At 69.2% G+C, this 13,725-nt stretch carries 12 protein-coding genes; 7 read left to right on the top strand and 5 right to left on the bottom strand.

Annotation, left to right across the window (positions count from 1 at the left end; translation table 11 throughout):
* Nucleotides 1–6: 6 nt before the first annotated feature.
* The 3 genes from clpA to icd form a co-directional block, all read right to left on the bottom strand.
* Entirely contained in the window at nucleotides 7–2,289 is a 2,283-nt protein-coding gene (gene clpA, locus RKE50_RS06715; protein ID WP_350035367.1) for an ATP-dependent Clp protease ATP-binding subunit ClpA, read from the bottom strand.
* Nucleotides 2,290–2,308: 19 nt separating this feature from the next.
* Nucleotides 2,309–2,659, bottom strand: coding sequence for an ATP-dependent Clp protease adapter ClpS (clpS, locus tag RKE50_RS06710; protein ID WP_459428999.1), 351 nt, complete (start codon nucleotides 2,657–2,659; stop codon nucleotides 2,309–2,311).
* Between the two features lie 266 nt (nucleotides 2,660–2,925).
* Nucleotides 2,926–4,179, bottom strand: coding sequence for an NADP-dependent isocitrate dehydrogenase (icd, locus tag RKE50_RS06705; protein ID WP_350035365.1), 1,254 nt, complete (start codon nucleotides 4,177–4,179; stop codon nucleotides 2,926–2,928).
* Between the two features lie 155 nt (nucleotides 4,180–4,334).
* Between icd and RKE50_RS06700 the strand changes: the two genes are divergently transcribed.
* The 7 genes from RKE50_RS06700 to RKE50_RS06670 are packed head-to-tail and all read left to right on the top strand — an operon-like array spanning nucleotide 4,335 to nucleotide 10,564.
* Entirely contained in the window at nucleotides 4,335–4,907 is a 573-nt protein-coding gene (locus RKE50_RS06700; protein ID WP_350035363.1) for a pseudouridine synthase, read from the top strand.
* Nucleotides 4,904–5,356, top strand: a complete 453-nt coding sequence (locus RKE50_RS06695) for an NUDIX domain-containing protein (protein ID WP_350035361.1) — start codon at nucleotides 4,904–4,906, stop codon at nucleotides 5,354–5,356. Before RKE50_RS06700 ends, RKE50_RS06695 begins: the two co-directional genes overlap by 4 nt.
* 35 nt (nucleotides 5,357–5,391) lie before the next feature.
* The gene (mnmA, locus tag RKE50_RS06690) at nucleotides 5,392–6,486 is read left to right on the top strand and encodes a tRNA 2-thiouridine(34) synthase MnmA (RefSeq protein WP_350035360.1); all 1,095 of its coding nucleotides are present in this window, start codon (nucleotides 5,392–5,394) and stop codon (nucleotides 6,484–6,486) included.
* A 4-nt stretch (nucleotides 6,487–6,490) separates the two neighbouring features.
* Nucleotides 6,491–7,123, top strand: a complete 633-nt coding sequence (gene hflD / locus RKE50_RS06685; protein ID WP_350035359.1) for a high frequency lysogenization protein HflD — start codon at nucleotides 6,491–6,493, stop codon at nucleotides 7,121–7,123.
* A 28-nt stretch (nucleotides 7,124–7,151) separates the two neighbouring features.
* Nucleotides 7,152–8,522, top strand: coding sequence for an adenylosuccinate lyase (gene purB, locus RKE50_RS06680; RefSeq protein WP_350035357.1), 1,371 nt, complete (start codon nucleotides 7,152–7,154; stop codon nucleotides 8,520–8,522).
* Nucleotides 8,523–8,526: 4 nt separating this feature from the next.
* Complete coding sequence (locus RKE50_RS06675; RefSeq protein WP_350035355.1) at nucleotides 8,527–9,657, top strand: cupin domain-containing protein; 1,131 nt, start codon at nucleotides 8,527–8,529, stop codon at nucleotides 9,655–9,657.
* On the top strand, nucleotides 9,647–10,564 hold the full coding sequence (locus RKE50_RS06670; protein WP_350035353.1) for a GNAT family N-acetyltransferase: 918 nt from the start codon (nucleotides 9,647–9,649) through the stop codon (nucleotides 10,562–10,564). The genes RKE50_RS06675 and RKE50_RS06670 overlap by 11 nt, the downstream gene beginning before the upstream one ends.
* A gap of 41 nt (nucleotides 10,565–10,605) precedes the next feature.
* Here the strand turns inward: RKE50_RS06670 and meaB are convergent, their stop codons facing one another.
* Nucleotides 10,606–11,565, bottom strand: coding sequence for a methylmalonyl Co-A mutase-associated GTPase MeaB (gene meaB / locus RKE50_RS06665; protein ID WP_350035351.1), 960 nt, complete (start codon nucleotides 11,563–11,565; stop codon nucleotides 10,606–10,608).
* On the bottom strand, nucleotides 11,566–13,725 hold the full coding sequence (gene scpA, locus RKE50_RS06660; RefSeq protein WP_350035349.1) for a methylmalonyl-CoA mutase: 2,160 nt from the start codon (nucleotides 13,723–13,725) through the stop codon (nucleotides 11,566–11,568).

Here is a 13,725-nt window from a genome sequence, read left to right as displayed (position 1 = left end):
GCGCGCTCAGCCCTCCTCGGCGAGCGCAGCCTCCTCTTCCTCCACCCGCACTTCCAGCGCGTCCCCGGCCCTGTTCAGGCGCACGTAGGCGGTGCCGCCCGTGGCCAGGGGCCCGAAGAGCACCAGGTCTGCCAGCGGTTTCTTGATGTGTTCCTGGATGACCCGCTCCATGGGCCGGGCGCCCATGTTCCGGTCGTAGCCCTTCTCCACCAGCCACAGGCGCGCATCCTCGTCGACGTCGAGCAGTACCCGCTTCTCGTCCAGCTGCCCCTGCAGTTCCGAGAGGAACTTGTCGACCACGGTGAGAATGACGTCCTCCCCCAGCGGCTCGAACTGCACGATGCTGTCGAGGCGGTTGCGGAACTCCGGCGTGAACAGCTTGTTGATCGCCTCGAGGGCGTCGGTGCTGTGGTCCTGGGTGGTGAAACCGATGGTGCGCCGGCTGACGTTCTCGGCGCCGGCGTTGGTGGTCATAACCAGGATCACGTTGCGGAAGTCCGCCTTGCGGCCGTTGTTGTCCGTGAGCGTGCCGTGGTCCATCACCTGCAGCAGGAGGTTGAACACCTCCGGGTGGGCCTTCTCGATCTCGTCGAGGAGCACCACGGCGTGCGGGTGCTTGGTGACCGCCTCGGTGAGCAGCCCGCCCTGGTCGAAGCCCACGTAGCCCGGCGGTGCGCCGATGAGCCGGGACACGGTGTGCCGCTCCATGTACTCCGACATGTCGAAGCGGATCAGCTCGAGGCCGAGGATCTTGGCCAGCTGCCGGGTCACCTCGGTCTTGCCCACGCCGGTGGGCCCGGCGAGGAGGAATGAGCCGATCGGCTTGTCGCCGCCGCGCAGCCCGGCCCGCGCCATCTTGATGGAGGTGGACAGTGCGGTGACCGCCTTGTCCTGCCCGAAGACGACCATGCGCAGGTTGGCCTCGAGCTTCTGCAGCACTTCCTTGTCGTTGCTGCTGACGGTCTTCGGGGGGATCCGGGCTATCTTTGCCACCACCGCCTCGACATCGGTCTTGCCGACGACCTTCTTGCGCTTCGACGGCGGCTGCAGCTGCTGGTAGGCGCCGGCCTCGTCGATCACGTCGATGGCCTTGTCGGGCAGGAAGCGGTCGGTGATGTAGCGGGCGGAGAGATCCGTGGCCACGCGCAGCGCCTTGTCGGTGTAGCGCAGGCCGTGGTGCTCCTCGAAGCGGGACTTGAGGCCCTTGAGAATCTTGTAGGCGTCATCGGGGCTCGGCTCGAGCACGTCCACCTTCTGGAAGCGGCGGGACAGGGCGCGGTCCTTGTCGAAGATGCCGCGGTACTCGCTGAAGGTGGTGGAGCCGATGCAGCGCAGCTTGCCGGAGGTGAGCAGCGGCTTGAGCAGGTTGCTCGCGTCCATGACGCCGCCGGAAGCGGCCCCGGCGCCGATGATGGTGTGGATCTCGTCGATGAACAGGATCGCGCCCTCGCGGCGCTTGAGCTCGGCGAGCAGCCCCTTGAAGCGTTTCTCGAAGTCGCCCCGGTACTTGGTGCCGGCAAGCAGCGCCCCCAGGTCCAGCGCGTAGACGCAGCCGTCCTTGAGCAGTTCGGGCACCTCGCCGTCGACGATCATCTTGGCGAGGCCCTCGGCGATGGCCGTCTTGCCCACGCCCGATTCGCCGACCAGCAGCGGGTTGTTCTTGCGCCGGCGCGCCAGCACCTGGACCACCCGCTCCACCTCCGCGATGCGGCCGATGAGCGGGTCGATGCGGCCGGCCTCGGCCTCGGCGTTCAGGTTGGTGGCGTAGGTATCGAGGGGGTTGGCCTCGGCCTCTTCGGCGCCGGCCTCGGCAGTGGCGCCGGGGATCTGCTCGTCATCGCCCTCCTCGTCGGACACCTTGGAGATACCGTGGGTGATGTAGTTGACCACGTCGAGGCGGGTGACGCTCTGGGTTTTGAGGAAGTAGACGGCCTGGCTTTCCTGCTCGGAGAAAATCGCGACCAGGACATTGGCGCCCGTCACCTCGCTCTTTCCCGAGGACTGCACGTGGAACACGGCGCGCTGCAGGACCCGCTGGAAGCCCAGGGTAGGCTGGGTCTCGCGCTCTGCGTCGTCCTCCGGGATCAGCGGCGTGGTCGAATCGATGAACTCGACGAGGTCGCCGCGCAGGTTGCTGATCTCGGCGCCGCAGGCCTTGAGGACCCGGATGGCGTCGTTGTTGTCGAGGAGCGCGAGGAGCAGGTGCTCCACGGTCATGAACTCGTGCCGGCGTGCCCTCGCCGCCCGGAACGCGTCGTTGAGGGTCTGCTCAAGATCCTTGCTCAGCATGGCCAGTGCTCCCCGGGGTTCAACCCTCCGATGCCTCGATTTCGCACAGGAGCGGATGCTGGTGCTCCCGTGCGTACTGGTTAACCTGCGCCGCCTTGGTCTCGGCGATATCCCGGGTGTAGACGCCGCAGACGCCCTTGCCCTGGGTGTGCACCGTGAGCATGACCTGGGTCGCCTGCTCGCGGTTCATGAGGAAGAACAGCTCCAGGACTTCGACCACGAACTCCATGGGCGTATAGTCGTCGTTGAGGAGGACGACCTTGTACAGCGGGGGCTTCTTGAGCTCGGGCCGCGCATTCTCCAGCGCGAGACCGCCATCGGCGTCGTCTTCCTGCGCGGACAGGCGCACGGGGAAACGGCTGCGCATCATGCTCACGATACTGCTCTTCGGCTCCCTTGGATTCAATGCCAACGCCTGCATTATAAGACAAATCTCCTTGAATCCCAGCGCGGCCCGACGGGACTTCGCAAGTAAAAAAAGCAGGTCCCGGCTCTCCGGCGCGGAGGCGGCCGGGGGCCCCGAGCCACCTCCGATTTCACGTTTCCCCGGGCACCCTTCAGGACCCGCCTCGCCGGGCGAGTGCGGGGCCAAAAAAAAGGCCCGCTTAAGCGGGCCTCTGGCGCGGGGCGATGCCCTCACATGTGCTCGATGAGCGCGTCGCCGAAGCCGGAGCAGCTGACCAGGGTGGCACCTTCCATGAGGCGCTCGAAGTCGTAGGTCACCGTGCCGGCCTGGATGGCGCCGTTCATGCCGTTGATGATGAGGTCGGCCGCCTCGTTCCAGCCGAGGTGGCGCAGCATCATTTCGGCGGAAAGGATCAGCGAGCCCGGGTTGACCTTGTCCTGGCCCGCGTACTTCGGCGCGGTGCCGTGGGTCGCCTCGAACAGGGCCACGGTATCCGACAGGTTGGCGCCCGGGGCGATACCGATGCCGCCGACCTGGGCCGCCAGGGCGTCGGAGAGGTAGTCGCCGTTGAGGTTCAGCGTGGCGACCACGCTGTAGTCCTTCGGCCGCGTCAGGATCTGCTGCAGCATGGCGTCGGCGATCACGTCCTTGATGACGATCTGCTTGCCGTTGTTCGGGTTCTTGATCTCGACCCAGGGGCCGCCGTCGAGAAGCTCGCCGCCGAACTCTTCCTGGGCCAGCTGGTAGCCCCAGTCGCGGAAGGCGCCCTCGGTGAACTTCATGATGTTGCCCTTGTGTACCAGGGTCACGGACGGCAGGTCCTGGTCGATGGCGTAGTGGATGGCCTTGCGCACCAGGCGCTTCGTGCCCTCCTCGGAGACGGGCTTGATGCCGATGCCGCAGTTCTCGGGAAAGCGGATCTTGGTCGCGCCCATCTCGTTGATGATGAAGTCGATGACCTTCTTCGCCTCGTCCGTATCCGCCTGGTACTCGATGCCGGCGTAGATGTCCTCGGAGTTCTCGCGGAAGATGACCATGTTGCAGTCGCCGGGGTTCTTGACCGGCGAGGGTACGCCCTCGAACCAGCGTACCGGGCGCAGGCAGGTGTAGAGGTCGAGCTCCTGGCGCAGGGCCACGTTCAGGGAGCGGAAGCCACCGCCCACGGGAGTGGTCAGCGGGCCCTTGATCGCCACGGAGTAGGTCTTGATCGCCTCCAGGGTCTCACCGGGGAACCAGTCGCCCTCGTAGAGTTCGGCGGCCTTCTCGCCGGTGTAGATCTCCATCCAGGAGATCTTCTTGTTGCCGCCGTAGGCCTTCTCAACGGCAGCATCGACCACCTTGATCATGACCGGGCTGATATCCACGCCGATGCCGTCACCCTCGATGTAGGGGATGATCGGGTTGTCCGGGACGCTGAGGCTGTGGTCGTCATTGACCGTGATGCGTTCACCCGTCTCGGGCACCTGGATGTGCTGATAGCCCATTGAATGTCTCCAGTACTGTGTGGTTGGATGGCAAGCGGTGTCGCGCCCTTGTGGGGCCCCGCTCAAGCGGCACACAGTGTACCAGATTTGCCCCGGCGACTCCGCCCCGCGGGGCTTGGCAAGGCCGCCTCCGCGGCACTGTCCGGGAGACTTCCGTGGCCGAGATCATCCTGTTCAACAAGCCCTTCCGGGTGCTCAGCCAGTTCAGCGACAGCGAGGGCCGCCGCACGCTCGCGGACTTCCTCGACGCCCCCGGTTTCCGCGCCGCCGGCCGCCTCGACTACGACTCCGAGGGGCTCCTCCTGCTCACCGACGACGGGGCGCTGCAGCAGCGCATCGCCAACCCCCGCCACCGGCACTGGAAGACCTACCTCGCGCAGGTCGAGGGCGAGGCCACGGACGCCCAGCTTGCCGCGCTGCGCGCGGGGCCGCCGCTCAAGGACGGCCCCGCCCTGCCCTGCAGGGTCCGCCGCCTCAGCCCGCCGACGTTGTGGCCGCGGGTGCCCCCGGTGCGCGAGCGCCGGTCGGTGCCGGACTGCTGGCTGGAGCTGTCGCTGCGCGAGGGCCGCAACCGGCAGGTGCGGCGCATGACGGCTGCCGTCGGCCTGCCCACGCTGCGCCTCGTGCGCACCGCGATCGCCGACTGGACCCTCGGCGACCTCGCCCCCGGTGCCTGGCGGCGGACGCGGGTGCACCTACCGGCCGTGCCGGCGCGGGGCCGACGGTGAGTCGCTGGGCGCCGCGGGCCACGGTCGCCACCGTGGTCTTCGACGGCAGTCGCTACCTGCTGGTAGAGGAGCGGGACAAGGCGAGCGGGGAGCGGGTCTTCAACCAGCCGGCGGGGCACCTGGAGCGGGGCGAGGGGCTGGCCGAGGCCGCGCTGCGGGAAGTCCGCGAAGAGACCGCGTGGCAGGTCGAACTCACCGGCCTCATCGGCGTATCGCTCTACACGCCGCCGGCGGGCAGCCCCGACTTCCTGCGTACGACCTTCCTGGCGCGGCCGCTGTCGCCGCTGCCCGGCGCCGCCATCGACGAAGACATCGACGCGGTGCACTGGTTCCGCTACGAGGAAATCCTCGAGCGTTCTGCTAGAATGCGCAGCCCGCTGGTACTCGCCGTCGTAGAGCGCCACCGCGCCGGCGCCATCCACTCCCTGGAACTGCTCTTCGACCCTTGACTGGCCTTCCGCAACACCGTGACAGCACTGACGCCGTGACCGCCAACGCTTCCAAGACCGTTATCGTCGGCATGTCCGGCGGCGTCGACTCGTCGGTCAGCGCCCTCCTCCTGCTCGAGGCCGGCTACCGGGTCGAGGGCCTGTTCATGAAGAACTGGGACGAGGACGACGGCACGGAGTACTGCACGGCGAAGGCCGATTACGCCGACGCCCAGGCCGTGGCGGATCGTCTCGGCATCACCCTGCACGGCGCCAACTTCGCGGCGGAGTACTGGGACAACGTCTTCGAGCACTTCCTCGCCGAGTACCGCGCCGGCCGCACGCCGAACCCGGACATCCTCTGCAATCGCGAGATCAAGTTCCGCGCCTTCCTCGACTACGCGCTGCACCTGGGTGCAGACTGCATTGCCACCGGGCACTACGCCCGCCGGGGCAGCGACGAGGCGGGCCGAGCCACGCTGCTCAAGGGCCTGGACGGGAACAAGGACCAGAGCTATTTCCTTCACGCCGTCGGCCACGAGGAACTCGGCCGCACCCTCTTCCCCCTCGGCGACCTGCCGAAGCCGCGGGTCCGGGACCTGGCCGCGGGTGCGGGCTTCGTGACCCACGACAAGAAGGACTCCACCGGCATCTGTTTCATCGGCGAGCGCCGCTTCAGTGATTTTCTCCGCCAGTACCTTCCCGCCCAGCCCGGCGACATCGTCAGCCTGGACGGCGAGCAGCTGGGCCGCCACCAGGGACTGATGTATCACACCATCGGCCAGCGCCAGGGCCTGGGGATCGGCGGGCGCGCCGGGCGCGAAGAAGCGCCCTGGTACGTGGTGGGCAAGAACCTGGCGGCGAATACGCTCCTGGTCGCCCAGGGCAATGACCACCCCGCGCTCTACAAGGAGACGCTGGGGACCGGCGCGCCGACCTGGGTCAGCGGCGAGGCGCCGCCCCTTCCGCTGCGCTGTGCTGCGAAGATCCGCTACCGCCAGGCGGACCAGGACTGCACGGTCCACGCGGACGGGGACGGCCTGCGCGTCGTCTTCGACACGCCGCAGCGCGCGGTCACGCCCGGCCAGTCGGCGGTGTTCTACCAGGGCGACCGCTGTCTCGGCGGGGCCATCATCGAGCGCGCGGCCTGACCTCGTGGCGGCAGCGTTGAAGGAACAGGCCATCGCCCTGGCCGGCGTCGCCCAGGCGGCCCGGCTGGTCGGCCAGGCCGCCCGTACCGGCAGCTACCCGGACCGCTTCCTCGCGGCATCGGTGCACAGCCTGTTCCAGTTCGACCCGCCGGATACCGCGGCCGTCTACGATGGCCTACCCGGGGTCAAGCTCGGCCTCGACACCCTGGCGGCGATCCTCGCCAACCGGCAGGCGCCGGAGCACCGGGAGGTGGTGCGCTATCTCTTCGCCCTTCTCTACCTCGAGCGCCGTTTTGCGGCGGACCCGGAGCGCATGGCCGTGGTCCGCTCCCGCCTCGAGCACGCGAGCTTCAAGGCGGAGCATTTCAGCAGCCACGTCGGCCCGGTCTGCCACAGCCTCGCGGGCATCTACCAGGATACACTGAGCACCCTCCGTTTCCGCATCAAGGTCACGGGCAGCGCCCAGCACCTGCAGGATCCGCGCACGGCCGACACGGTGCGTGCGCTCCTGCTCGCCGGGGTGCGCTCCGCCTACCTCTGGCGCCAGCTCGGCGGCCGCCGCTGGCGCCTCGTCCTGGAGCGTCGCCGGCTCCTCGCCACCTGCCAGGCGCTGTCCCGGGAACTTGGGGTGGTGTAACATCCCGGCTTTTTCCGGGGAGGCATCCATGGAGCTCTCGGCCTTAACCGCGGTCTCGCCCATCGATGGTCGCTACGGCGACAAGACCCGCGCCCTCCGCGATATCTTCAGCGAATACGGCTTGATCAAGCGCCGCGTCCTGGTCGAAGTGCGCTGGCTGCAGCAGCTCGCCTCCCACCCCCGCATTCCCGAGGTCCCCGCCCTGTCAGAGGCCGCGAACGCGCGGCTGGAGCAGCTGCTGGCTGACTTCGGCCCCGAGGCCGCCGCCCGCGTCAAGGCGATCGAGGCGACGACCAACCACGACGTCAAGGCCGTCGAGTACTTCCTCAAGGAGCGTATCGCCGACGCGCCGGAGCTGGCCGCGGTCAGCGAGTTCGTGCACTTCGCCTGCACCTCCGAGGACATCAACAATCTCTGCCACGCACTCATGCTCCGCGACGGCATCCAGGGCGTGCTGCGCCCGGCGCTGGCGAGGGTCGAGGCGAGCCTCGCCGCCTTCGCCCGGGAGCACGCCGAGCTGCCCATGCTCTCGCGCACCCACGGCCAGACCGCGAGCCCGACGACCGTCGGCAAGGAGTTCGCCAACGTCGTCGCCCGCCTGCGCCGGCAGTTCGCGGCCCTCGACCGCTGCGAATACCTCGGCAAGATCAACGGCGCCGTCGGCAACTACAATGCGCACCTCGCTGCCTACCCCGACGTCGACTGGCCCGCGAATGCGCGCAGCTTCGTCGAGTCCCTGGGCCTCGGCTTCAATCCCTACACCACGCAGATCGAGCCCCACGACTACATGGCCGAGCTGTTCGACGCCCTGGGACGCATCAACACGATCCTTGTCGACTTAAGCCGGGATGCCTGGGGCTACATCTCCCTCGGCTACTTCCGCCAGCGCACCGTGGCCGGCGAGGTGGGCTCCTCCACCATGCCGCACAAGGTGAACCCGATCGACTTCGAGAATGCCGAGGGCAACCTGGGCCTCGCCAACGCCCTCTTCGACCATCTCGGCAGCAAGCTGCCGGTGAGCCGCTGGCAGCGCGATCTCACCGATTCCACGGTGCTGCGCAACATGGGCGTGGCCGCCGGCTACAGCCTGATCGCCTACGCCAGCCTCGACAAGGGCCTGGGCAAGCTGCAGGTGGACGAGGCGCGTCTCGCCGCGGACCTCGACGGGGCCTGGGAAGTGCTCGCGGAGGCCGTGCAGACGGTCATGCGCCGCCACGGTATCGAGCAGCCCTACGAGAAGCTCAAGGACCTGACCCGGGGGCAGGCGATCAACGCCGAGCGCCTCGCCGCCTTCATCGACGGCCTCGAGCTGCCGGAAGTGGCCCGGGCCGAGCTGCGCGCCCTGACGCCCGCGGCCTACACGGGCAACGCGGCCTACCAGGCCCGCGCCCTGGACTGACGCCGTGGCCGCCGAGCCGCTCGCCATCGACTGGGACGCCTTCCTCGCCCACGACTGGCAGCAGCGGCCGCGGCTCTTCCGCGGCGCCCTCCCCGGCTTCAAGCCGCCGCTGGACGGCGACGACCTCGCCGGCCTCGCCATGGAGCCGGAGGCCGAGGCGCGCATCGTCGAGCAGCGGCCGGACGGCTGGCTGCAGGCCGACGGCCCCTTCGCGCCCGAGGACTACGACCGCGACCATCCCTGGACGCTGCTCGTGCAGGGCGTCGACCGCTGGGCGCCGGGGGTCGGCGCGCTGCTGGATATCCTCGCCCCGATCCCCCGCTGGCGCATCGAGGACGTGATGGTGTCCTGGGCTGACGATGGCGGCAGCGTCGGTCCGCACTACGACAACTACGACGTTTTTCTGCTCCAGGGCAGCGGGCGCCGACGCTGGCGCATCGGCGACTACTGCGAGCAGGACTGTGAGCTCCTGCCCCACCCCACGCTGCGCCTCCTCGCCGCTTTCGAGGCGCGCGAGGAGTACCTGCTCGAGTGCGGCGACATGCTCTACCTGCCCCCGCGCATCGCCCACTGGGGTATCGCCGAGGGCGCGTGCACGACGTATTCCCTGGGCCTGCGGGCCCCGCGCCTGAACGACATGGTGTCGCGCTGGGCGGACCGGCTGCTCGAGAGCCTCGACGACGAGCTCTTCTACCAGGACCGGCACCTGAAGCCGGCCCGTCGCGCCGGTGAAATCCGCCCGCGGGACCTCGAGCGCGCCCGGCTGCAGCTGCAGGCCGCCCTCGACCAGCTCGAGGGCAACGACTGGTTCGGCGAGCTGGTGACGGACAACCCGCGCGCTGAACCGGCGGGCCCCGAAGAGATCGACGCAGCGCGGGACCGCCTGGCCGCCGCGGACGGCGCCGCCTGCGCACGCCCCGGTGCGCGCATCGCCTGGCAGGCGGATGGAGCGGGGCTGCTGGTATTCACCAATGGGGCGCGACTTGCCGTCGCGGGCAGCCTGCGCGACAGCGTGATACAACTGGCGGCAGGTGAGCCGATCGCCGGCGCGGCGCTTCGGGCGCTGCGCGAGAGTACCGACGGCGAGCGCCTGTTGGCGCACTGCCTGGACTGGGGGGCCATCGATGTCTATTGAGCCGACGCTGTCCCGCGCCCGCTGGGCGCAGGACGAGGAGACGCTGAAAAAGTTGCGGGAAACGGTCTTCGTGCAGGAGCAGCAGGTGCCGGCGGAGATCGAGTGGGACGGCCGCGACCGCGACGCGGTGCACGTCATCGCCCGCGACGGCGAGCAGGCCATCGCCTGCGGGCGCCTCCTCGCCGACGGCAAGATCGGCCGCATGGCCGTGCTGCCCGGCTGGCGCGGCCGCGGCGTCGGTGCGGCAATCCTGGCTGCACTGGTCGACGAGGCAAGGCAGCGGGGGCTGCGCCGGGTCTACCTGCACGCGCAGACCCAGGCCGAGGGCTTCTATGCCGCCGAGGGCTTCAGCGCCGAGGGCGTGCGTTTCGAGGAGGCCGGCATCCCCCACGTGGCCATGGCCCGCGAGATCGACTTCCTGGACTGCCCCGTGCCGGTGGCGCCGGTCTACCAGCCGGAGCCCTTTGCGACGCTGTTCCTGTCGCTGGCGCGCAGCGCCCGGCGCCAGCTGGCGATCCTCAGCCCCTCCCTGGACCCCTCCCTGTTCGAACCGCCCGGCGTGACCGAGGCGCTCACCGCCCTCTGCCGCCAGACCCGCGAAGCGGAGGTGCGCATCCTCGTCGCCGACGGGCGCGCCCTGACCGCGCGGGGCAGCGGCCTCCTCGCCCTCGCCCGGCGTTTGCCGAGCAAGCTGTTCCTGCGCGAACTGCCGGAGCACCCGCAGTGGCCCGGCGACAGCTGCGTGCTCCGCGACCGGGACGGTCTCCTCGCGCTGCCCGCCGACCCCCTGAGCGGCGGCACCTATCACCCGGACGACCGGCCCCGGGTGGCCCAGGAACTGGATCGTTTCGATACGCTGTGGCGCCACGGCCAGGAGACGGCGGAGCTGCGGGCCCTGCACATCTAGTGCCCCGGCCGGCAGCCGGCACCGGGACCGCGCGCCCGGGGCTAGACGAGATCGACGATCTGGCGCGCGGCGTTGTAGGGAGTGGTGCGCTGTGCCTCGACGTCGGCCTCGAGCCGGGGCAGCAGGTCCTTGAGCGCCGGCTGCGACTGCAGCCGCGCGAGCAGCATCTCGCGCACGAGCTGGTGCATCCAGTCCCGGTACTGCCGCGCGCGGCGGGCGTCGAAGGCGCCGAGCTTCTTCGCCTCAAGGTAGTAGTCCACCACCATGCCCCAGACCGCATCGATCTGCAGCCGCTTCAGGGCGGAGCAGGTCATCACCCGCGGCGTCCAGAAGCTGGTGTGGCGCAGCAGGCCCATGGCGCTCAGGTAGTGCTGCCGGGACTGGCGCGCGAGTTCCTCGCTGGCGCCGTCGGCCTTGTTGATCACCAGGGCGTCGGCGAGCTCGAGGATCCCCTTCTTGATTCCCTGCAGCTCGTCGCCGCCGCCCGGGAGCATGAGCACCATGAAGAAATCGACCATGGCCGCCACCTGGTACTCGGACTGGCCGACACCCACGGTCTCCACCAGGATCACGTCGTAGCCGGCGGCCTCGCACAGGAGCATGGTCTCGCGGGTCTTCTGGGCGACGCCGCCCAGGGTGCCCTCGGAGGGCGACGGGCGGATGAAGGCCTCGTCGCGGCGGGAGAGCTCCTCCATCCGCGTCTTGTCGCCGAGGATCGAGCCGCCGCCGAGCGGTGAACTCGGGTCCACGGCGAGGACGGCGACGCGCTTGCCCTGATCGATGAGATGCAGGCCGAAGGCCTCGATGAAGGTCGACTTGCCGACCCCCGGCACCCCGGTGATGCCGACGCGGACACTGTGTCCCGTCGCCGGCAGCGCGTCCTCGAGCAGCGCCTGCGCGGCATCCCGGTGCGCGGGGAGCCGGCTTTCTACCATGGTGATGGCCTTGGCAAGCGCCCGGCGGTCGCCGCGCTTCAGCGCATCGACATCAACGGCGGCCATTCAGTCGCCGACGGCCTCGTTGATGGCCGTGAGTACTTCCCGGGCCGCGCTGGGGATGGGCGTACCGGGGCCGAAGATGCACTTCACGCCGGCCTCGCGCAGGACGTCGTAGTCGCCGCGCGGGATGACACCGCCGGCGATGACCACGATGTCGTCCGCGCCCTGCTTGCGCAGTTCCTCGATGAGGGCGGGCACGAGGGTCTTGTGCCCGGCGGCCAGGGACGACGCCCCGACCACGTGCACGTCGTTCTCGATCGCCTGGCGGGCGACCTCGTCCGGCGTGGAGAACATGGGCGAGAGGTCGATATCGAAGCCGACGTCGGCAAAGGCCGTAGCCACCACCTTGGCGCCGCGGTCGTGGCCGTCCTGGCCCATCTTGCAGACGAGCATGCGCGGACGGCGGCCGTGGCGCTCGACGAAGGCCTCGATGTCGCCGGCGATGGCCTGCCAGTCGCCGTCCTCCTTGAAGGCCGAGCCGTAGACGCCGGACACCGTCTGGGCGTGGGCGTTGAAGCGGCCGAACTCGCGCTCGAGGGCGAAGGAGATCTCGCCGACGGTGGCGCGGCGGCGGGTGGCTTCGATGGACAGTTCCAGGAGGTTGCCCTCGCCGGAGACGGCGGCCTGGTAGAGCTGTTCGAGGATCTCCTCGACGGCCTGCTCGTCGCGCTCGCCGCGGATCTTCTCCAGCCGGGTGAGCTGTGCCTTGCGCACGGCCTCGGTCTCGATCTCCAGCACCTCCACGGCGTCGTCGTAGCCGGAGCGGTACTTGTTGACGCCGACGATGACATCGTCGCCGCGATCGATGCGGGCCTGCTTGCGCGCGGCGGCCTCCTCGATGCGCAGCTTGGGCATGCCGCTCTCGATGGCCTTGGCCATGCCGCCGGCCTCCTCCACTTCCTCGATGAGCTCCCAGGCCCGGTCGGCCATGTCCTGGGTGAGCTTCTCCATGAAGTAGCTGCCGCCCCAGGGGTCGACCACGCTGGTGATATGGGTCTCTTCCTGGATGATCAGCTGCGTGTTGCGGGCGATGCGCGCGGCGAACTCGGAGGGCAGCGCGATGGCTTCGTCGAGGGCGTTCGTGTGCAGCGACTGGGTGCCGCCGAACACCGCGGCCATGGCCTCGATGGTCGTGCGCACGACGTTGTTGTACGGGTCCTGCTCCGTCAGCGACCAGCCGCTGGTCTGGCTGTGCGTGCGCAGCATGGAGCTCTTCGGGTTCTGGGGGTCGAACTCGGAGACGATCCGGGCCCAGAGCAGCCGCGCCGCGCGCAGCTTGGCGATCTCCAGGTAGAAGTTCATGCCGATGCCCCAGAAGAAGGACAGCCGCGGCGCGAACTCGTCGATGTGCAGGCCGGCCGCCAGCGCGGTGCGGATGTATTCCTTGCCGTCGGCCAGCGTGTAGGCGAGCTCGAGGGCCGCATCCGCGCCGGCCTCCTGGATGTGGTACCCGGAGATGGAGATCGTGTTGAAGCGCGGCATGTGCCGCGAGCAGTGGGCGATGATGTCGCCGATGATCTTCATGCTCGGGGCCGGCGGGTAGATGTAGGTGTTGCGGACCATGAACTCCTTGAGGATGTCGTTCTGGATGGTTCCCGCCAGCTGCTCCTGGGCGACGCCCTGTTCCTCGGCGGCGACGATGTAGCCGGCGAGGACCGGGAGTACGGCGCCGTTCATGGTCATGGAGACGGACACCTGGTCCAGCGGAATGCCGTCGAAGAGAATCTTCATGTCCTCGACCGAATCCACCGCGACGCCCGCCTTGCCCACGTCCCCGGTGACCCGCGGGTGGTCCGAGTCGTAGCCGCGGTGCGTGGCGAGGTCGAAGGCCACGGAGATGCCCTGGCCGCCGGCGGCGAGCGCCTTGCGGTAAAAGGCGTTGGACTCCTCCGCTGTGCTGAAACCGGCGTACTGGCGGATCGTCCACGGCCGCCCGGCGTACATGGTGGCCTGCGGGCCGCGCAGGTACGGTGCCATGCCCGGCATGGTATCGGTGTACTCGAGGCCCTCGAGGTCCGCCGCCGTGTACAGCGCCTTGACGTCGATACCCTCGGGCGTGTGCCAGGTCAGCTCCGACGGGTCCCGGCCCTTCATCTGCTTCGCGGCCAGCTCGCGCCAGGCCTCGGGCGTCGCTTTCTCGCGGTCGTAGATCTTCTTGCTCAT

The sequence above is a fragment of the Pseudohaliea sp. genome (genome assembly GCF_040217025.1).
In the GTDB taxonomy this organism is placed as follows: Bacteria; Pseudomonadota; Gammaproteobacteria; order Pseudomonadales; family Halieaceae; genus Pseudohaliea.
This window is presented reverse-complemented; position numbering and strand designations above follow the sequence as displayed.